The sequence below is a fragment of the Phreatobacter cathodiphilus genome (assembly GCF_003008515.1).
In the GTDB taxonomy this organism is placed as follows: domain Bacteria; phylum Pseudomonadota; class Alphaproteobacteria; order Rhizobiales; family Phreatobacteraceae; genus Phreatobacter; species Phreatobacter cathodiphilus.
Genome location: NZ_CP027668.1, coordinates 2,428,105 through 2,447,247 on the forward strand (window position 1 = coordinate 2,428,105; position 19,143 = coordinate 2,447,247).

A 19,143-nucleotide genomic window follows, 5' to 3' on the forward strand; every position below is an offset into this window, starting at 1 on the left:
ATCGAGCGTGCAGCAGCCGCCGGTATTTGTCATCTGCGTCGGCGACGCCTCCTCAGCGCCTGTCCTTCAGTGCCTCCTCGATCTCGGCCAGCACGGCGGGGTCGTCGATGGTCGCCGGCATGGACCACTCGCCGCCGTCGGCGATCTTCTTCATCGTGCCACGCAGGATCTTGCCCGAGCGCGTCTTCGGAAGGCGCGAGACGGCGATGGCGAGCTTGAAGGCGGCGACCGGGCCGATCTTCTCGCGCACCAGCGCGACGAGCTCCTTCTCCACCTCGTCGGGCCGCTTGTTGACGCCCGCCTTGAGCACCACGAAGCCGCAGGGCACCTCGCCCTTGAGCTGGTCGGCCATGCCGATGACGGCGCATTCGGCGACGTCGGGATGGGAGGAGAGCACCTCCTCCATGCCGCCCGTCGACAGGCGGTGACCGGCGACGTTGATGATGTCGTCGGTGCGGCCCATGATGTAGAGATAGCCGTCGTCGTCGACGAAACCGGCATCCGAGGTCGAGTAGTAGCCCGGGAACTGGGCGAGATAGCTCTCGCGGAAGCGCTCCTCCTGCTGCCACAGGGTTGGGAAGGAGCCGGGCGGCAACGGCAGCTTCACCACGATGGAGCCCATCGTGTTCGCCGGCAGGTCGCGCCCGCCCTCATCGACGATGCGCACGTCGTAGCCCGGCATGGGCACCGTGGGCGAGCCCGGCTTCACCGGCAGCGCGCCGAGGCCGACCGGGTTGCCGGCGATGCACCAGCCCGTCTCCGTCTGCCACCAGTGGTCGATCACCGGCACGCCGAGAATCGTCTCCGCCCAGACCACCGTGTCGGGATCGGCCCGCTCGCCCGCCAGGAACAGGGTGCGGAAGGTCGGCAACTGGTAGCGCTTCAGGTGCTCGGCGTTGGGATCCTCCTTCTTGATGGCGCGGAAGGCGGTCGGGGCCGTGAACAGCGCGTTGACCCCGTGCTCGGAGATCACCCGCCAATAGGCGCCGGGGTCGGGCGTGCCGACGGGCTTGCCCTCGTAGAGGATGGAGGTGACGCCGGCGATCAACGGCGCATAGACGATGTAGGAATGGCCCACGACCCAGCCGACGTCGGAGGCTGCCCAGAACACGTCGCCGGGCCGCATGCCGTAGAGGTTCGCCATTGACCAGGCGAGCGCCACCATGTGCCCGCCGTTGTCGCGCACCACGCCCTTCGGCTTGCCCGTGGTGCCGGATGTGTAGAGCACGTAGAGCGGGTCGGTGGCGGCCACCGGCACGCAGTCGGCCTGCCGCCCGGCGGCCCGGGCATGGGCGACGAGCCCGGCCCAGTCGTGGTCGCGACCCGGCACCAGGGAGGCGTCGGCCTGCGGCCGCTGCAGGATCACGCAGGCCTGCGGTTTGGCGACGGAGAGGTCGATGGCGCCGTCGAGCAGCGGCTTGTAGGCCACGACCTTCGACCCCTCGATGCCGCAGGACGCGGAGACGATGACCTTCGGGTGGCAGTCGTCGATGCGGGTGGCGAGCTCCTTGGCCGCGAAGCCGCCGAAGACCACGGAATGGATGGCGCCGATGCGGGCGCAGGCGAGCATGGCGATCGCCGCCTCCGGCACCATCGGCATGTAGACGATGACGCGGTCGCCCTTCTCCACGCCGAGGTCCTGGAGCACGGCGGCGAAGGTCGCCACCTCCTCCTTGAGTTGGGCGTAGCTGATGCGGCGCTTCGTGCCGGTGACCGGGGAATCGTAGATGATGGCGGCCTGGTCGGGGCGGCTCGCGGCGTGGCGGTCCACGGCGTTGTGGCAGGTGTTGCAGACGCCGCCGACGAACCAGCGGCCATAGGCGCCCTGGTCCGGATCGAACACCGCCCGCGGCGGCGTGATCCAGTCGACGGCCTTGGCCTGTTCGCCCCAGAAGCCGGCAGGATCGGCCTTCCAGGCGGCATAGACCTCACCGTAGCGGGAGGGGGCTCGGGCATCCATGGGGCATCTCCTCGCCTCGAGGCGGCTCTGGCCGGACCCTGAGGTCCGTTCCGGCCGCTGTTCGTCTCGGGGGTTCGCGCATTTGCCACCGGCGACCGGCGCGACGCAACTACCTTGCCCCCGGACGAGGGACACAGGCGGCGGCAGACTTTCGTCGGACGGCGGCGCTCCGTAGCGGAACGGATCGGCTGCCGCAGAGTCAAGGCGATTGCAGAATCCAGCCATGCAACCGCGGGATACCGCAGCGCACCATTCCGTATGGAAACGTTAACCCTGCCGGCCTCATGTCCTGATGGTCGTCTCATCTGCGCCACAGGGCCAACTTCCATGTCGATACTCGGACGTTTCAGCATCTCGGCCAAGGTTCTCGGCCTGGTGATGTCGCTCAATATCATCACCATCGTGATCGGAGCGCTGGGCTACTACGCCATCGAACAACTGCAGACGGAGAGCGCCCAGGCTGCGACCGTCTCCAGCCGGGCCTTCGATGCCGTGGTGGTGAACCGCGGCCTCGCCGCCCTGTCGAGGGCACAGTTCTACATCGCCACCGACCCCAAGCGGGAAACCATCGCAACCAATGCTGCGATCGTCGAGGAGGACCTGAAGGCGATCCAGACCCGCCTGGCGGCTCTCCGGCAGGCGACGAACCCGGCGATCCTCGCCTCCGTCGCCAAGGCCGAGGCGGCGCTGCAGAAATACCTGCCGATGGTCCAGCAGACCATGGAACTCGCCGCCCGCGTGACCGGCATGCCCACCCTGGAGCAGCAGGATGATATCGCCCGCTCGGCCCTCGCCTCGGCGGACGCCTATATGGCCGCGCGCGTCGCCCTGCGGGAGCTGACCCAGCTGCAACAGGCCCGGGCGGAGGAGACCTCCAAGGCCGCCTACGCGATGGCCGACCAGATGCAGACGCTGCTCCTCGGCATCGCCGTGGCCGCCCTCGTCATCGGCGCGGTCTTCGGCCTCCTGATCGGCCGCATGGGCATCTCCTCGCCGATCCGCCAGCTCACGAACTGCCTCGACGACCTCGCCAATGCCCGCTTCGACGTCGCCATCCCCGGCACCCAGCGCAAGGACGAGGTGGGCGACATCGCCCGCGCCGCGGAAACCTTCAAGGCCAACGGCCTCGAGGCCCTGCACCTGCGCGAGGAGCAGGAGGCCGCCAAGGCCCGCAGCGAGGAGGAACAGAAGGCTCTGATGCACCGCATGGCCGAGGATTTCGACCGCGCCGTCGGCGGCATCGTCACCCATGTCTCCTCCGCCGCGGCGCAGCTGAAGGGCGCGGCCCAGACGCTCTCCAACGCCGCCGAGGAGGCGTCGGGTCAGGCCGGCGCCGTCGCCGCCGCCTCGGAGGAAGCCTCCACCAACGTCCAGACCGTCGCCTCGGCCACCGAGGAGCTTTCGGCCTCGGTGCGGGAGATCGGCAGCCGCGTCGAGCAGTCGGCCGGCATGGCGACCAGCGCCGTCGCCAAGGCCGACTCCTCGGCCCAGATGATCCAGGAACTCGCCGCCAAGTCGCAGAAGATCGGCGAGATCGTCGAACTCATCAACAACATCGCCTCCCAGACCAACCTCCTCGCACTCAACGCCACGATCGAGGCGGCGCGGGCGGGCGAGGCCGGCAAGGGCTTCGCCGTGGTCGCAGCCGAGGTGAAGAGCCTCGCCGACCAGACCGCCAAGGCGACCACCGAGATCGCCTCGCAGATCAGCGGCATCCAGCAGGCCACCGGGCAGTCCGCCGAGGCCATGAACGGCATTGCCAGCGTCATCCGCGAGATCAGCGCCGTCTCGGCCACCATCGCCAGCGCGGTGGAGGAGCAGAACGCCGCGACGCAGGAGATCGCCCGCAACGTCCAGCAGGCCTCGGCCGGCACCGGCGAGGTCTCCACCAACATCGTCGGGGTCTCCCATGCGGTGTCGGAGACGGGCGCCGCGGCCAGTCAGGTCCTGTCGGCGGCCGACACGCTCTCGGCCCAGGCCGGCTCGCTCAAGACCGAGCTGGACAAGTTCCTGGCGACCATCCGCGCCGCCTGATCTGTCTTCCTCCACGAAGCCGGAAGGCCCTCCCCCGCGGGAGGGCCTTTTGCATTCTAGCGCTCGGCCAAGGCCAGACGGATGCCGAGGCCGAGGAACAGGGCTCCGAGAACGCGGTCAAGCCAGGCGCGGACCGCGGTGAAGGCCGAGAGCCGCGCCATGCGCGAGGCAGCCCAAGCGACAGCCAGGTTCCATCCGGTCCCGGTCAGATTGAACACGAGACCGAGCGCGATGAAGGCTGCGGCCTTGGACGGCGCGGCAGGGTCGATGAACTGGGGAAGAAACGCGAGGAAGAACAACGCGACCTTCGGGTTCAGCACGTTGGTCAGAAACCCCTGCAGAAAGACGGTCCGCAGCGATGACGGCGGCAGATGCGTCGCCCCCATCACCCCGGCCGCCGGGGTTGCCAGCAGCATCCTCAGGCCGACGACGACGAGATAGGCAGCACCGAGCCATTTGACGACGGTGAAGGCGAGGGCCGAACTCGCGATCAGTACCGACAGCCCCACGGCCGCCGAGGCGATATGGACGAAGGCGCCGGCACCGATGCCGAGGGCCGCCACGGCGCCGGCCCGGGCGCCGTCTCGCATGGCACGACCCATGACCAGGGCCATGTCGGGACCGGGCGTGACGTTGAGCAGCAGGCCGGCGAGAACGAAGAGCCAAAAGTCGTGGATGCCGTGCATGTGGGGTTCCGGTTGAAAGGAATCGGCGAGCGCCCAACCTATGCCACCGCCCTCGCGATCGCCCGCCCGGCGGTGCGGCCCGAGAACAGGCAGCCGCCGAGGAACGTGCCTTCCAGCGCCCGGTAGCCGTGGACCCCTCCCCCGCCGAAGCCGGCCACCTCGCCGGCCGCATAGACGTTGCCGAGGGCGTCGCCACCGTCCTGCAGCACCCGCCCGTCGAGATCGGTCTGCAGGCCGCCCAGCGTCTTGCGGGTGAGAATGTTGAGTTTCACCGCGATCAGCGGCCCGTTCCGGGGGTCGAGGATCTTGTGCGGAGGGGCGGTCCGCATCAGCCGGTCGCCGCGATAGCCGCGCATGCCGCGGATGGCGATGACCTGCATATCCTTGGCGAAGGGGTTGTCGATCTCCCGGTCGCGCGCGGCGATCTCCCGCTCCAGCGCCTCGGGATCGATGAGATCGGTGCCGACGAGGGCGTTCATCCGCCGTCCGAGCGCGCGGATGTCGGTTTCGACGATGAAGTCGGCGCCCTTGTCCATGAAGGCCTGGACGGGAGGCGGCAGGCCCTTGCCGAGGCGCGACAGGATGCCGGTGATCGACTTGTTGGTGAGATCAGGGTTCTGCTCCGAGCCGGAGAGCGCGAACTCCTTCTTGATGATGGCGCGCGAGAGCACGAACCACGAATAGCCGTGGCCGGTCTTCACGATGTGTTCGAGGCTGGAGAGCGTGTCGAAGCCGGGGAAGTTCGGCGCCGGCAGGCGCCTGCCCGTCGCGTCCAGCCAGACCGAGGAGGGGCCGGGGAGGATGCGGATGCCGTGGTGCGGCCAGATCGGATCGTGGTTCCGGATGCCCTCGACATAGTGCCACATGCGGTCGCGGTTTACGATCCGCCCGCCGGCGGCTTCGGTAATGAGCTGCATGCGGCCGTCGACATGGGCCGGCACGCCGGAGACGAGAAAGTCCGGCAGGGTGCCGAGGCGAGCCGGCCAGTTCTTGCGCACGAGGTCGAAATTGCCGCCGATGCCGCCGGAGGTGACGAGGATCGCCTGGGCCCTCAGCGCGAAGGAGCCGACCGGCTCGCGTGAACTCTCGGCCCCCCGCGCCACGGTCGTCGGCGCGAGGATCTCGCCCGCGACGCCGTCCGGCACGCCGCCGCTGGTCGTCAGCGCATCGACCTTGTGGCGGAACCGCATGTCGACGAGGCCGCGCGCCTGCGCCGCCCTCACCCGCCGCTCGAAGGGTGCGATGACGGCCGGGCCCGTGCCCCAGGTGACGTGGAAACGCGGCACCGAATTGCCGTGGCCGGTGGCCAGGCCCCCGCCCCGCTCCGCCCAGCCGACCAGCGGGAACCAGCGCATGCCCTGGGCGTGGAGCCAGGCGCGCTTCTCGCCATGAGCGAAGTCGAGATAGGCCTCGGCCCAGCGCCGCCCCCATTCGTCCTCGGGCCGGTCGAAGCCGGCCGAGCCCTCCCAGTCCTGCCGGGCGAGGTCGAGGCTGTCGCGGATGCCCATCCGCCGCTGTTCGGGGCTGTCGACGAAGAACAGGCCGCCGAAGGACCAGAAGGCCTGCCCGCCGATGTTCTGCTCGCCCTCCTGGTCGAGGAGGATGACCCGCTTGCCGGCATCGGCGAGTTCGGCGGTCGCGACGAGGCCGGCGAGCCCCGCCCCCACGACGATGACGTCGGCATCCATGCGTTTCCCCCGTCGCGGGCGCCCTTGCCCCGGGCGCTCTCGATCACGGAAGCCTGCGCGGGCGGGCGCCGCGATTCAAGGGGGGCCGGGCAACTGAACAAATACGCCTCGCCGAGACGATCACCTTGCTCTGCACACAGTATCGGTTCTTTGCCGCAGGGATAAGTATCGACGACAGTATAGCGTGGCTGCCAGATCGATCGAACCGCGCACCTCACAATCCGATCTCAGCCGGCACGCTAGTGTAGTCCGCATAATTCCGGCGGCGAGCCGCTCCATCGAGTGTTGAAACTCGCCACGCGTGCTCGCATTCATTCTATACCTAAGGACCGGCCCTTGATTGTCCGATTTTGACGACAGGAATGAAAAGACGTCGTTATCCTCGTAGATTTGCACCACCGTGGGCTTGATGCCGCCAAAGAGCAGGTCATTGGTGACAAACGACGAGTTGAAAACGACGGCAGATACACACGGATAACGCCCGGCTATGTGCTGGGCAAGGCCGCCACCCAAGGAATGTCCGGTTGTAATGAATGCCAGAGGACGTCCACCTGAATGTCGATGCGCTGCAGCTACAATGGATGCGAAACGTACGCGTGCCAACCTGTACTGATCATTGACGTTGAACCACTGTGTGAGCCAAGAGAAATTGGCGATCCAGTCTCTAACACCTTCCGTACCTCGATAAGCCACGAGATATAAAACTCGGTTTCCTTCATCCTTGTAATATACGTCATAGACAAGACCGCTTCGGTTGTTGTCGTCATATCGTTCGACAAACTGCCATCCGGTTTGCCCGAAATTGCCACGGACGGCGCTGTCATTGTCGGCGACGACGAAACGTCTCCGCTGTCCCGTTGCTTGGTCCACGTAGACATCGTAGCTGGCAGCGGCAAATACTGGATAGGATTGTCCCACCTTCTCGCGGTTGAAGTTTCTGCCGTTGGAGAACACCTCGTCGATGCCTGCTACGACACCAGCTGAGCAACGAAATGCCGGGGTTTCTTGAGCCTGGGCTCCAGTCGCCAACATCGCGGCCCATACGACGAGCAAGCAGAGCCCGGCTCGCACGGAACAATACACACGCATTGGCGCCCCTCTCACCAGAGGCCGCTATTTTTACGTGCACCGCATCAAGGCGCAACTATAAAGTCACGCCCCCTTCGCCATCTCCCTGAGCACGAACTTCTGGATCTTGCCGGTGCTGGTCTTCGGCAGTTCGGTGAAGATGACCGTCCGCGGGCATTTGAAGGCGGCGAGGTTCTGCCGGCACCAGGCGATGATCTCCTCGGCCGTGGCGCTCATTCCCGGCTTCAGCTCGACGAAGGCACAGGGCGTCTCGCCCCACTTGTCGTCGGGCTTGGCGACGACGGCGGCCGCCTGCACGGCCGGGTGCTTGAACAGCACGTCCTCCACCTCGATGGAGGAGATGTTCTCGCCGCCGGAAATGATGATGTCCTTGGAGCGGTCCTTGAGCTGGATATAGCCGTCGGGATAGAGCACGCCGAGGTCGCCGGAGTGGAACCAGCCGCCGGCGAAGGCCTCGTCCGACGCCTTGCGGTTCTTGAGATAGCCCTTCATCACCACGTTGCCGCGCATCATCACCTCGCCGAGGGTGACGCCGTCGGCCGGCACCGGCTCCATGGTCTCCGGGTTCATCACCGTCATACCCTCGAGAACCGGATAGGGCACGCCCTGCCGCGCCTTCTTGGCCGCATAGTCGGCGCTCGACAGGCCGTCCCAGTCGCGGTTCCAGTCGTTGATCACCGAGGGCCCGTAGGTCTCCGTGAGGCCGTAGAGGTGGGTCACGTCGAATCCCGCCGCCTTCATCGCCGCGAGCACCGCCTCCGGCGGCGGCGCGGCGGCGGTGAAGAAGGAGACGGTGCGGCCGATCTCGCGCTTCTCCGCGGCCGGCGCGTTGAGCAGCAGGCTCATGACGATCGGAGCGCCGCAGAGATGCGTCACGCCCTGGTCGGCGATGGCGTCGTACATGGCCTTGGCCCGCACCCAGCGCAGGCAGACATGGGTGCCCGCCACCGCGGAGATCGACCAGGGGAAGCACCAGCCGTTGCAGTGGAACATGGGCAGCGTCCACAGATAGACTGGGTGCTTGGCCATGCCGCACGTGACGATGTTGCCCAGCGCCAGGAGATAGGCGCCGCGGTGGTGGGAGACGACGCCCTTCGGATTGCCGGTCGTCCCCGAGGTGTAGTTGAGCGCGATGGCGTCCCACTCGTCGGCCGGCCGCTGCCAGGCATAGTCCGGATCGCCGCCGGCGATGAAGTCCTCGTACTCGACGGAACCGATGCGCTCGCCCGGCCCGTCATATTCGGGATCGTCGTAGTCCACGACGAGCGGCTTCACCTTGGCGAGGGCCAGGGCCTCCTTCGCGAGCTTGGAGAACTCCCGGTCGACGATGAAGACCTTGGCCTCGCCGTGGTCCAGCGAAAAGGCGATGATGGGCGCGTCCAGGCGGGTGTTGAGCGTGTTGAGCACGCCCCCGCACATGGGCACTCCGTAATGGGCCTCCAGCATGGCCGGCGTGTTGGCGCAGATCACCGCCACCGTGTCGTTCTTGCCGACCCCCGCCTTCGCCAGCGCCGAGGCGAGGCGCCGGGACCGGGCGTAGAAGTCGCGATAGCTGCGACGGATGCGGCCATGGACGATGGCGGGATGATCCGGAAAGACCCGCGCCGACCGTTCCAGGAAACTGAGCGGGGTCAGCGGCTGGTAGTTTGCGGGATTCTTGTCGAGGTCGCGATCATAGGCGCTCATGGCGGCCTCCTTCATGCTGCAGGCGTTTCCGGCCTGAGACGGTAGGCGGCGAGTCGCCGGGGTTCAACGCCCTCCGTTCGGCACGGAGATACCGCGCCCCGGCCCGCCCGATTTTCGCCATATTGTCAAAAGGTTGCATCATGATACCGCCTTCCGTAACGGCAATTGTTGCAGCCAGGACACAGCCGAGCGCCGCGTGCGTGCCACCGTGTTGGAAGCCCCCGCGTTCACACGGATGGGAGTTGATTTGTAACCATTGGCCTGTATCCCGAGGTCATCGTTAAACGCGATGTCGCGGCGAAGGAGGGGGTCGCCGGGGCATCGCAGACAACGGCATCGAGAGGCATGGCAGTGGGTCGCCCACGGCCGAAAATGACACAAGGAACTGTCCCCATGAAGAAATTCCTCCTTGCGAGCGCCGCTATCGCCGCTCTCGCCACCGGCGCCCAGGCCGCCGACCTCGGTGCCCCGCGCGCTCCGGTCGCCGCCGCCGTCTACGCCCCGTCCTTCTCCTGGACCGGCTTCTACCTCGGCGCCCACGTCGGCTTCGGCTGGGGCCAGGCCCGCTACACCGACTTCACGGGCACCTTCGCCAACGGCAGCACGACCGCCAACGGCGTGTTCGGCGGCATCCAGGGTGGCTACAACTGGCAGATGAACCAGTTCGTCTTCGGTCTCGAGGCCGACGTCGCCGCCAGCGGCATGCGTCGTACCTACGACCTCGGCGGCGGTGACACCTACCGTGCTTCGATCCCGTTCCTGTCGTCGGTTCGTGCCCGCGCCGGCTTCGCCGCCGACCGCGCCCTGTTCTACGTCACGGGCGGTCTCGGCATCGCGACCTTCCAGGACCGCGTGTTCGACGCGTCGGTGCCTGCGACGTTCTCGGCGTCTTCCACGCGCGCTGGCTACACCCTCGGTGCCGGCGTCGAGTACGCCTTCACCCCGAACTGGACCGCCAAGGTCGAGTACATGTACTACGGCTTCGGCGATCGCCGGAACGTGATCACGGCCAACGACCGTGTCCGCACCGACATCCACACGGTGAAGCTCGGCATCAACTACCTGTTCTCGACCGGCCCGTCGGCTGTCGTCGCTCGCTACTGATCATCCGGTCCGCAAGGACCGATCACGGAAAGGGCCGCCTTCGGGCGGCCCTTTTTCGTTGCCGCCCTTAGAGCACCGCCCTCACCCCGCCGGCGAGCAGCACGCAGCCGACGACGAAGGTGAGGATATAGATGATCCGGTAGAACAGCCCGGTCGGCATCCGCCGGACCAGCCAGATCCCGCCCATATTGGCGAGCACGGCCAGCGGGAACAGGGTTGCCGCCGTGGCGAGGTTGCCGGGCGTGAGCTGGCCCAGCGCCACGAAGGGCGCGACCTTGACGAGGTTCACCGCGGCGAAGAACAGGCCGGCCGTCCCGACGAAGACGTCGCGGGGCAGGCCGCGGGCCAGGGCATACATGTTGAAGGGCGGGCCGCCCACATGGATCACGAAGCTCGTATAGCCGCTCAGCGTGCCGAGCAGGGTCCCCGAGAGCCAGTTCTGCGGCCTGGCGCCGCCGGCGGGGTGAGGCCGCAGCCAGCGGTCGAGGCAGAAGGCCACCGCGATCACCCCGACGATGATGCGGACCGCCGGCTCCGAAACCTGCGCGGCGAAGAGATAGCCGGCGAGGATACCGACGAGCGCTCCCGGGGCGAGATGGATGAGCGTCGCCCGGTCCCAGGTGCGCCGGTAGCTCCAGACGGTCACCACGTCTTGGACCATCAGCACCGGCAGCATGATGGCGGCGGCCTGGATTGGCGAGATCGCCAGCGACAGCAGCGGCATGGAGAGGATGGCGACGCCGCCGAACCCGCCCTTCGACAGGCCGTAAAGAATGACCGCCGGCACGGCGACGACGTAGAAGAAGGGATCGCTGATCATGTCGTCCGACTGCCTGGCGCCGCCGCGGGCGCGGCGGACGAGCTCCATCATCGACCGGCACCAAGACGAAGGGCGCCTCGCGGCGCCCTTGGTCACGTTCCGGTTGCGGAGCCGGTCAGACCGGCCGGCCGCCCGCCACCGCGAAAACCTTGCCGGCCGCCGCCGGGGCCGCCGCGGGAGCCTTGACCGCCGGCGCGTAGAGACCGCGACGGTCGGCGATGGGCTTGAACGAGTCGGTGAGGCCCACCACCGTCTCCGCCGCACCGAGGAGCAGGTAGCCGTCCGGTGCGGTGATGCGCGCGGTGCGGTTCAGCACGTCGATCTTGGTCGGCTGGTCGAAATAGATCAGCACGTTGCGGCAATAGACGATGTCGAACTGCCCGAGCGCCGAAAAGTCGTTCAAGAGGTTCAGCGTCCGGTAGTGCACCATCGACCGGATCTCCGGCGAGATGGTCCACTGGTCGCCGTTCTGGACGAAATACTTCAGCAGCATCTGGATCGGCAGACCGCGCTGCACCTCGAACTGGCTGTAGACGCCGGCCTTGGCGCGCTCCAGCACCTCACCCGAGAGGTCGGTGCCGATGATCTCGAACCGCCAGCCGGCGACCTGCGCGCCCATCTCCTTGAGGATCATCGCCAGCGAATAGGGCTCCTGGCCGGTCGAGGCGGCGGCGCACCAGATGCGCACGTGGCGCTTGGCGGCGCGTGCCTTCAGCATGGCCGGCAGCATGACCTCCTTGAAATGATCGAAGGGGGTCTTGTCGCGGAAGAAGAAGCTCTCGTTGGTGGTCATCGCCTCGGTGACCTTGGCTGCCAGCGACTCGGCGCCGGGCGCCTTGAGCTTCTGGACGAGGTCGCCGATTCCGGTCATCCCGTGCTTGCGCACGATCGGCATCAGCCGGCTCTCGATCAGATATTGCTTGTCGTTGGACAGGACCAGGCCCGACCGGCTCTTCAGGAAGCCACGCAGGAAGTCGTAATCGAGCGGGGTCACGACCGGTCTCCGGAGAAAACACGCATGATCTTCGGGGCGATCTGGTCGATCGGCAGCACCGCCGAGGCATGGCCGCCCTGGGCGACCGCTCCCGGCATGCCCCACACGACGCTCGTCGCCTCGTCCTGGGCGATGACGCTGCCGCCGGCGGCGACGATGTCGCCGGCGCCGTGCGCGCCGTCATGGCCCATGCCGGTCAGCACGCAGGCGAAGGTCTGGGCACCCCAGGCCTGGGCCACCGAGGTGAACAGCGGGTCCACCGCCGGCTTGCAGAAATTGACGGGCGGACCGTCCTCCAGATGGATGACGGTGGTGCCGCCGGTCTTCTTGACCACCATGTGCTTGCCGCCCGGCGCCACATAGATGCGGCCGGCCAGGACCGGCTCGCCGTCGCGCCCCTCGGCGGCGGGGCGCCCCGAGGCCTTGGAGGCATGTTCGGCGAGGATGGTGGTGAAGGTCGGCGGCATGTGCTGGGTGATGAGCACGGGCACGCGGTCGAGGAAGGAGCCGAGCGCCTTGAGCACGGTCGTCAGCGCCTGGGGCCCGCCGGTCGAGGACCCGATGGTGAGCACCTTCGGGATGGTCGTGCCGAAAGGCCGCAGCTTGAAGTTCGGCTCGTTGAAGCCGATCGACTGCGGGGCGATGGAAGGCGCGGCGACGCGGCCAGGCGCCGCCGGAGCGCTGCCCCCCGAGGAAGCGGCGCGAAACACCTTGCCGGCAATCTTGCGGCGGCGGCCGAGGGCGCGGACCTTGTCCAGGATCTCGCGCTTGAAGGCCGGCGAGGTGGTGACGCCGGCATTGGTCTCAGGCTTCGGCACGTAGTCGGCGGCACCGAGGGAGAGACACTTCAGCGAGATCTCGGCGTTGCGGCGCGTCAGCGTCGAGGCCATCAGCACCATGACGTCGCGCTTCTCCGCGATGATCAGCGGCAGCGCCGTCAGGCCGTCCATGTCCGGCATCTCGATGTCGAGGATGACGACGTCGGGGCTTTTCTTCGCGATGTCGGCGACGGCCTCACGCCCGGAGCGGTGCGAGGCGACGAGCGTCATGTCGCTCTCGTCGGCGATCCAGCGACCGACCAGGCCGCGGACGACGACCGCATCGTCGACCACCATCACCTTGATGGGGTCGCTGGCAGTGGGCACCGCCCCTCCTGGGGCTGCCTTGAATGACGCGAGACTCATAACGCCGGTACTCGGAACTTGAACGCGGGAGTGGACGGCTTGCGCCGCGACGGATCAGATCAGGCCGACTTCGGCGAACTTGGCTTCGACGATGTCCTTGTCGAAGGGCTTCATGATGTATTCGTTCGCCCCCGCATGCATCGCCCGGGCGATATGGGCAACGTCGTTCTCGGTGGTGCAGAAGACCACCTTCGGCGCCTGCCCGCCGGGCAGTTTGCGCAGCTCCCTGAGGAACTCGTAGCCGTCCATGACCGGCATGTTCCAGTCCAGGAGGATCGCCTCCGGCATGGTGCCGTAGCAGAATTCCAGCGCCTTCTGCCCGTCTTCGGCCTCCTCGATGGCGAAGCCGAGGCCTTCCAGGATGCGCCGGGCGACCTTGCGGATCACCGAGCTGTCGTCGACCACGAGGCAGGTTTTCATCGGCTTGGTCCTACGCTTTGAACACTATCAGGCAGCCATCTGCTCGCCGCCCATGGCGAGCACGGAATCGACGTCGAGAATGACCATCAGCTGGCCGTCCAGGCGATGAACGCCGGCCGACACGCGGGACCAACGAGGGTCGAGGTTGATCGGGTTCTGCTCGCGGCTCTCGGGCGAGAGTTTGAGCACTTCGCCGACCGAGTCGATCAGCAGCCCGTAGCTCTCGCCGCGCGACTCGATACCGACAGCCATGGCGGGCTTGGCGTCCTTCTCGCGCGCCAGGCCGAGGCGGATGCGCATGTCGATGGCGGTGACGATGCGGCCGCGCAGGTTGAGCACGCCGGCAATGTCCGGGTGGGACAGCGGCACGCGCGTCAGCCGGTCCGGCATGAACACGTCCTGCACGCGGGAGATGGGCAGGCCGAACAACTGGCCGCCGATCAGCACGGTCACATATTCCGTGACGTCGTCGCTGGTGGTCTGCATGGACAGATCCTCACGCAAAGTGACTTACGCCGCCTGGGCGATTTCGTTGGAGGTTTCCTTCAGCGCCGCGATGAGGCCCTGACGGTCGAATTTGGCGACATAGTCGTGGAAGCCGGCCACCCGCGCCCGCTCGATGGCGGCCGGGTTGGTGAGCGACGACAGCGCGATGACGGGGGTGGAGGCGAAGCGCTTGTCCGAGCGCATGGCCTCGGCGAACTCGAAGCCGTTCATCTCCGGCATTTCGATGTCCGAGACGACGACGTCGAACTTGTCGCCGTTCTTCAGGATGTCGAGCCCTTCCGAGCCCCCCGCCGCAGTGACCACGTCGTAGCCGGCCGCCTTCAGGACGGGCGTGAGCATGTTGCGGAAGAAGGGAGAGTCGTCGACGAAAAGCAGCTTGCGGGTCAGCGCCTCGATGCGCATCTCCTTGCGCTTGAACCAGTCCTCGAAGGCCAGCGGCAGGTAGTGGCCGATGTCGAGGATTTCCGTCGCCTGGCCCTTGATGACCGCCGAGCCGAGCAGGCCCGGAACGTCGGCCGAGACTTCGATGTTGAGGGCGTCCTCGACGATGTCGACGATCTCGTCGACGACGAGGCCCATGGAGCGGCCGGAGTCGGAGAAGACCAGGAGAGGCTGGCTGCCCTCGGTCTTGAGCTCCATGTAGCCCGACACCGAAACCAGCGGCATGAGGGCGCCGCGGTACTGGACGAGGTGTCGGCCGTGAGCCTGCTCGATCTTGTCCACCGCCACCTCTTCAAGGCGGGTGACGAGGGAGAGCGGAACGGCCTTCTGCTCGCGCGAGCCGGCGCGGAAGACCAGCATGGAGATGAGCTGGCGCTCGTTGCCGCGGCGGGCGTCGGCCTCGGTCTCGTTGGTGGCGGCCGACACGTCGGTGCCGATGGCCGAGGCGATGCCGTTGGGGTCGATGATCATGATCACCGAGCCGTCGCCGAGGATGGTCGTGCCGGAGAACATGGTGATGTGCCGCAGCTTCGACGACATCGGCTTCACGACGATTTCCTCGGTGTGGAACACCTGGTCCACCACGATGCCGAAGGTCTGGCTGCCGACCTGGGTGACGACGATGAAGCCGGCCGTCTCGTCCAGCGGCTCGCCGCCGGCGATGCCGAGGAGCTGGCGCAGGTGGACGAGCGGCAGCAGCTTGTTGCGCAGGCGCAGGACCGGGGTGTCCTTGATCCGCTCGATCCGATGCTCCGAGTTCTGCTGGGCGCGGACGAGCTCGATGACCGAGAGCTGCGGGATGGCGAAGCGGTCGCCGGCGCTCTCGACGATCAGCGCCGAGACGATGGCGAGCGTCAGCGGGATCTTGATGGTGACGGTCGTGCCCTCGCCGGGCACCGACTTCAGGTCGATGGTGCCGCCGATCTGATCGATGTTGGTGCGGACCACGTCCATGCCCACGCCGCGGCCGGAGACCGAGGTCACGGCAGCAGCGGTCGAGAAGCCGGGCGCGAAGATGTACTTGTGGATCTGCGCTTCCGTCATCTTCTCGAGCTCGGCCTCGCTGGCGAGGTTCTGCTCGATGATCTTCTTGCGGATGCGGTCGGTGTTGAGGCCGCGGCCGTCATCGGAGATGGCGATGACGATGTGGCCGCCCTCGTGATAGGCGGAGAGCTTGATCGTGCCCTTCTCCGGCTTGCCGGCAAGGCGGCGCTGCTCGGTCGGCTCCAAGCCGTGATCGGCGGAGTTGCGCACCATGTGGGTGAGCGGATCCTTGATCAGGTCGAGCACCTGGCGGTCGAGTTCGGTCTCGGCGCCGTGCATCTCCAGGTCGATCTGCTTGCCGAGTTCGTTGCCGAGGTCGCGGACGATGCGCGGCAGCTTCTGCCAGGCATTGCCGATCGGCTGCATGCGGGTCTTCATCACCCCGTCCTGCAGCTCGGCGGTGACGTTGGAGAGCCGCTGCAGCGGCACCTTGAACTCGGAATCCTCGTGGCGGCGGACGATCTCGAGGAGCTGGTTGCGCGTCAGCACCAGTTCCGAGACCATGGTCATCAACTGCTCGAGCGTGTCGACGTTGACGCGCAGCGTCTGCTGGCCCTTGACGCCCTCGCCGTCTTCCTCGCCGGCGGCGGCGGCCGGCTTGGCGGCGCGGGCCGCCGGCTTCTTGACCTCGACCTTGGCCGGCTCGGGAGCGACGGGCGGGGCGGCGACCTCGGGCAGCGGCGCGGCCGCCACTTCGGCCTCGGTCTCGCGGAAGGCGCGCTCCAGCTCGTCCAGGGACACCTCGCCCGGCCTCAGGGCGCGCTCCAGCGTCTGGCCCGAGGCGGCGGGGGCTGGGGCGGGCGCCGGCTCCGGCGCCTTCTGGGCGGCGGGGGCGGTCTCGGCGGCCATCGACATGGCTTCGAGCTGGGAGATCAGGTCGCCGTCGTCGCCTTCAGGCTCGGCGCCGGCGCCTTCGAGATCGCCGAGGATCTCCTTCAGGCGGTCGATGGTGAAGAGGATGAGGGTGACGCCCTGCTGGGTCACCGGGGCGCCGTCACGGTACTTGCCCATGAGGGTCTCGGCGGCGTGGGCGAGCGCTTCCAGACGGGGAAGACCCAGGAATCCGCAGGTTCCCTTGATGGTATGGACGAGGCGGAAGATGTTGCCGAGGATAGCGGCGTTGTTCGGGTCCTGCTCGAACCGGACAAGCTCGACGTCCACCACATCGAGGCTCTCGTTGGTTTCCGTCAGGAATTCGCGCAGCAAGTCATCCATGTCGCCCAACCCGGACTGTAGAACACCGGCCAGCCACATCACGGCTTGCCTCATGTTCCCGAGTGTCGGGGAAAAGGGTTAAGGCTTGCTGAAGCGAAATTACCGTCGGAACGAATGTACAGACGGAAGAAGCGTTTGCCTCACAAGAGGTTAATCAATTTACAGAAAATTCGGCGCATTCTCAGGAGGCGCTGATCTCGACCCGGTCCTCGACCTTTTCGATACGCACCGTCATGCCCGCGGCACGGGCCAGGAGACCGGCGTAATAGGGTTGGATCGCATGGGCGTCGATGGTGCCCTGCTCGTTGGCGGGGATGCCGGCGAGCAGCTCGGCGGCATGCGGGGGCACGCGCGCGTTGAGGCCGGTGACGAGGATGGCGAAGCCGGCGGTGTCGCCCTCGCCCGTCATCTCCACCTTGATCACGCCGCCGCGCGGAATGGCCCCGGCCGCCAGCATCAGCAGGTTGAGCAACAGCTTCACCCGGTTCTTCGGCAGGAAGGCCGGGGGGATGTGCCAGTCGATGCTGGTGCGGTCGTCGTTGAGGAAGTTCGTCGCCACCTGGTGGGCGTCGCGCGTGTCGATGGCCGACCCCGCCGAACCCGCCGCGCCGAAGGCGATACGGCAGAACTGCAGGCGGGCCGAGGCGGTCTTGGCGCTCTTGCGGATGAGGTCGAGGGCGAGTTCCGTCGTCGCCTGGTCGGCCCCGTCCTCCATCAGTTCGAGGCCGTTGACGATGGCGCCCACCGGCGAGATGACGTCGTGGCAGACGCGGCTCGCCACCAGGGCGGCGAGGTCGAGCCCTTCGAGCGAGATCGGGCTGCGTGCTGCATCGGCCATGGATCGGTCTCCGGAATGCGAATCGTGCCCGCCCCGGAAGGTGGGGCGAACCCGGTTACAACGTCGGGCGCGGCGGGAAAAGGGAGGTCTCAGCCCTCGTCGTCGTCGTCGCGCAGGGACTTGAGGTTCGCGAAGACCTTCTCGGCGTCGTAGCGCTCCTCGCGCTTGGGCGCCTCGTCACGCTCGAAGGGATCGTACTTGGCCGGCGCCGACGTCGTCTGGTCGGCGGGCAGCAGGGTCTGCTCGGGCGTGGTGTCGACAGGGCCGCGCTCCTTGGCGGCACGGTTGACCTCGAAGTCGAGGTCGATCTGCGAGCACAGGCCCAGCGTCACCGGGTCCATCGGAGTCAGCGTCTGCGAGTTCCAGTGGGTGCGGTCGCGGATCGCGGCGATGGTCGGCTTGGTGGTGCCGACGAGGCGCATGATGGCCGCGTCCTTCAGCTCGGGATGGTTGCGCACCAGCCAGAGGATGGCGTTCGGACGGTCCTGGCGGCGCGACACCGGCGTGTAGCGCGGGCCCTTCTTCGACTTGACCTCCGGCAGCTTCACCTTGGGCGGGGCGAGCTTCAGGCGATAGGCCGGATCCTTCTCCGCCTTGGCGATCTCCTCGCGGGTCAGCTGTCCCGTGATGATGGGATCGGCACCCTTGATGCCCTGGGCGGCCTCGCCGTCGGCGATCGCCTTCACCTCGAGCGGATGCAGGGTGCAGAAGGCGGCGATCTGCTCGAAGGACAGCGCGGTGTTGTCGACGAGCCAGACGGCTGTCGCCTTGGGCATGAGAAGCTGGGTCATGGCGTGCCTCTTGTGGGTCGATCGGACGGAGGCTGCGGCCGGGGCGGGAGCGTGAGGGCTCCCGTGCCCGGGCCTTGGGGTCCGGGCCGAGGCGACCGCCTCGTATCGATCAACGGATCGGGAAATCACGACCGATATAGCCGCGCCGCTTCCCCGACGCAAACGAGGACTTCAAAATTCGGCGGAAAGCTCGAAAGACCATGGACAGCGCGAGCGGATTCTGTTACGCGCCTGTCTTCTTTGGGCATGATGTCTCCGCACGGGTCCTCCGTGGGGGTCTTGCTCGACCTCGAATCCAGATGGCTTGAAGGATCATCGGCGTGCAGGTTCTTGTTCGCGACAACAATGTCGATCAGGCGCTCAAGGCGCTCAAGAAGAAGATGCAGCGTGAAGGCATCTTCCGCGAGATGAAGCTGCGCGGCCACTACGAGAAGCCGTCCGAGAAGAAGGCGCGCGAGAAGGCCGAGGCCGTGCGCCGCGCCCGCAAGCTCGCCCGCAAGAAGGCCCAGCGCGAGGGTCTGATCCCCGCCAAGCCGGTGAAGGTCCGCGCCGCCGCCGGCGCCCGCTGACCGAACTGACCTTAGGCTCCGCCGTATTTTTGACAGGCCCGCGACGAAAGATCATCGCGGGCCGGTTCGATTC

At 67.2% G+C, this 19,143-nt stretch carries 16 protein-coding genes; 3 read left to right on the top strand and 13 right to left on the bottom strand.

The window, feature by feature from the left end:
• Positions 1 to 52 precede the first annotated feature (52 nt).
• Positions 53 to 1,960: a propionyl-CoA synthetase gene (locus C6569_RS11860; protein ID WP_106749045.1), complete on the bottom strand. Its 1,908-nt coding sequence runs from the start codon at positions 1,958 to 1,960 to the stop codon at positions 53 to 55.
• A 327-nt stretch (positions 1,961 to 2,287) separates the two neighbouring features.
• Between C6569_RS11860 and C6569_RS11865 the strand changes: the two genes are divergently transcribed.
• Positions 2,288 to 3,994: a methyl-accepting chemotaxis protein gene (locus C6569_RS11865; protein WP_181313730.1), complete on the top strand. Its 1,707-nt coding sequence runs from the start codon at positions 2,288 to 2,290 to the stop codon at positions 3,992 to 3,994.
• A gap of 56 nt (positions 3,995 to 4,050) precedes the next feature.
• Here C6569_RS11865 and C6569_RS11870 read toward each other — a convergent pair whose 3' ends face one another.
• The 4 genes from C6569_RS11870 to C6569_RS11880 all read right to left on the bottom strand — a co-directional run bounded on the left by C6569_RS11870 (position 4,051) and on the right by C6569_RS11880 (position 9,143).
• Positions 4,051 to 4,680 (bottom strand): LysE family translocator, encoded by a 630-nt coding sequence (locus C6569_RS11870; RefSeq protein WP_106749047.1) that lies wholly within the window; start codon positions 4,678 to 4,680, stop codon positions 4,051 to 4,053.
• Between the two features lie 38 nt (positions 4,681 to 4,718).
• Complete coding sequence (locus C6569_RS11875) at positions 4,719 to 6,368, bottom strand: FAD-binding dehydrogenase (RefSeq protein ID WP_106749048.1); 1,650 nt, start codon at positions 6,366 to 6,368, stop codon at positions 4,719 to 4,721.
• 120 nt (positions 6,369 to 6,488) lie between these two features.
• Positions 6,489 to 7,421 carry a Tle-like phospholipase domain-containing protein gene (locus C6569_RS21705; protein ID WP_146144788.1) on the bottom strand — a complete coding sequence of 311 codons (933 nt, stop codon included), beginning with the start codon at positions 7,419 to 7,421 and terminating at the stop codon, positions 6,489 to 6,491.
• Positions 7,422 to 7,520: 99 nt separating this feature from the next.
• Positions 7,521 to 9,143 carry an acyl-CoA synthetase gene (locus C6569_RS11880; protein ID WP_245898081.1) on the bottom strand — a complete coding sequence of 541 codons (1,623 nt, stop codon included), beginning with the start codon at positions 9,141 to 9,143 and terminating at the stop codon, positions 7,521 to 7,523.
• Between the two features lie 393 nt (positions 9,144 to 9,536).
• Between C6569_RS11880 and C6569_RS11885 the strand changes: the two genes are divergently transcribed.
• Positions 9,537 to 10,247: an outer membrane protein gene (locus tag C6569_RS11885; protein WP_181313731.1), complete on the top strand. Its 711-nt coding sequence runs from the start codon at positions 9,537 to 9,539 to the stop codon at positions 10,245 to 10,247.
• Between the two features lie 67 nt (positions 10,248 to 10,314).
• Here C6569_RS11885 and C6569_RS11890 read toward each other — a convergent pair whose 3' ends face one another.
• From C6569_RS11890 to C6569_RS11925, 8 genes are all read right to left on the bottom strand, one after another.
• Positions 10,315 to 11,118 carry a sulfite exporter TauE/SafE family protein gene (locus C6569_RS11890; protein WP_245898082.1) on the bottom strand — a complete coding sequence of 268 codons (804 nt, stop codon included), beginning with the start codon at positions 11,116 to 11,118 and terminating at the stop codon, positions 10,315 to 10,317.
• 64 nt (positions 11,119 to 11,182) lie between these two features.
• Positions 11,183 to 12,061 (bottom strand): CheR family methyltransferase, encoded by an 879-nt coding sequence (locus C6569_RS11895; RefSeq protein ID WP_106749051.1) that lies wholly within the window; start codon positions 12,059 to 12,061, stop codon positions 11,183 to 11,185.
• Entirely contained in the window at positions 12,058 to 13,245 is a 1,188-nt protein-coding gene (locus C6569_RS11900; RefSeq protein WP_215905745.1) for a protein-glutamate methylesterase/protein-glutamine glutaminase, read from the bottom strand. Before C6569_RS11900 ends, C6569_RS11895 begins: the two co-directional genes overlap by 4 nt.
• 54 nt (positions 13,246 to 13,299) lie before the next feature.
• Positions 13,300 to 13,665, bottom strand: coding sequence for a response regulator (locus tag C6569_RS11905; RefSeq protein ID WP_106749052.1), 366 nt, complete (start codon positions 13,663 to 13,665; stop codon positions 13,300 to 13,302).
• A 27-nt stretch (positions 13,666 to 13,692) separates the two neighbouring features.
• The gene (locus C6569_RS11910; protein ID WP_106749053.1) at positions 13,693 to 14,151 is read right to left on the bottom strand and encodes a chemotaxis protein CheW; all 459 of its coding nucleotides are present in this window, start codon (positions 14,149 to 14,151) and stop codon (positions 13,693 to 13,695) included.
• A gap of 24 nt (positions 14,152 to 14,175) precedes the next feature.
• Positions 14,176 to 16,872, bottom strand: a complete 2,697-nt coding sequence (locus C6569_RS11915; RefSeq protein ID WP_106751017.1) for a hybrid sensor histidine kinase/response regulator — start codon at positions 16,870 to 16,872, stop codon at positions 14,176 to 14,178.
• A gap of 181 nt (positions 16,873 to 17,053) precedes the next feature.
• A complete protein-coding gene (chpT, locus tag C6569_RS11920; protein WP_106749054.1) occupies positions 17,054 to 17,710 on the bottom strand; it encodes a histidine phosphotransferase ChpT in 657 nt (218 codons plus the stop codon).
• A gap of 89 nt (positions 17,711 to 17,799) precedes the next feature.
• Entirely contained in the window at positions 17,800 to 18,501 is a 702-nt protein-coding gene (locus tag C6569_RS11925) for a DUF1013 domain-containing protein (RefSeq protein ID WP_106749055.1), read from the bottom strand.
• Positions 18,502 to 18,821: 320 nt separating this feature from the next.
• Between C6569_RS11925 and rpsU the strand changes: the two genes are divergently transcribed.
• On the top strand, positions 18,822 to 19,070 hold the full coding sequence (gene rpsU / locus C6569_RS11930) for a 30S ribosomal protein S21 (RefSeq protein ID WP_106749056.1): 249 nt from the start codon (positions 18,822 to 18,824) through the stop codon (positions 19,068 to 19,070).
• Positions 19,071 to 19,143 lie beyond the last annotated feature (73 nt).

Excerpts from the sequence above, each read along its gene's own strand:
- C6569_RS11860 (WP_106749045.1), bottom strand. The coding sequence starts at position 1,960 with ATGGATGCCCGAGCCCCCTCCCGCTACGGTGAGGTCTATGCCGCCTGG.
- C6569_RS11865 (WP_181313730.1), top strand. The coding sequence starts at position 2,288 with ATGTCGATACTCGGACGTTTCAGCATCTCGGCCAAGGTTCTCGGCCTG.
- C6569_RS11870 (WP_106749047.1), bottom strand. The coding sequence starts at position 4,680 with ATGCACGGCATCCACGACTTTTGGCTCTTCGTTCTCGCCGGCCTGCTG.
- C6569_RS11875 (WP_106749048.1), bottom strand. The coding sequence starts at position 6,368 with ATGGATGCCGACGTCATCGTCGTGGGGGCGGGGCTCGCCGGCCTCGTC.
- C6569_RS11880 (WP_245898081.1), bottom strand. The coding sequence starts at position 9,143 with ATGAGCGCCTATGATCGCGACCTCGACAAGAATCCCGCAAACTACCAG.
- C6569_RS11885 (WP_181313731.1), top strand. The coding sequence starts at position 9,537 with ATGAAGAAATTCCTCCTTGCGAGCGCCGCTATCGCCGCTCTCGCCACC.
- C6569_RS11890 (WP_245898082.1), bottom strand. The coding sequence starts at position 11,118 with ATGATGGAGCTCGTCCGCCGCGCCCGCGGCGGCGCCAGGCAGTCGGAC.
- C6569_RS11900 (WP_215905745.1), bottom strand. The coding sequence starts at position 13,245 with ATGAGTCTCGCGTCATTCAAGGCAGCCCCAGGAGGGGCGGTGCCCACT.
- C6569_RS11905 (WP_106749052.1), bottom strand. The coding sequence starts at position 13,665 with ATGAAAACCTGCCTCGTGGTCGACGACAGCTCGGTGATCCGCAAGGTC.
- C6569_RS11910 (WP_106749053.1), bottom strand. The coding sequence starts at position 14,151 with ATGCAGACCACCAGCGACGACGTCACGGAATATGTGACCGTGCTGATC.
- C6569_RS11915 (WP_106751017.1), bottom strand. The coding sequence starts at position 16,872 with ATGGATGACTTGCTGCGCGAATTCCTGACGGAAACCAACGAGAGCCTC.
- chpT (WP_106749054.1), bottom strand. The coding sequence starts at position 17,710 with ATGGCCGATGCAGCACGCAGCCCGATCTCGCTCGAAGGGCTCGACCTC.
- C6569_RS11925 (WP_106749055.1), bottom strand. The coding sequence starts at position 18,501 with ATGACCCAGCTTCTCATGCCCAAGGCGACAGCCGTCTGGCTCGTCGAC.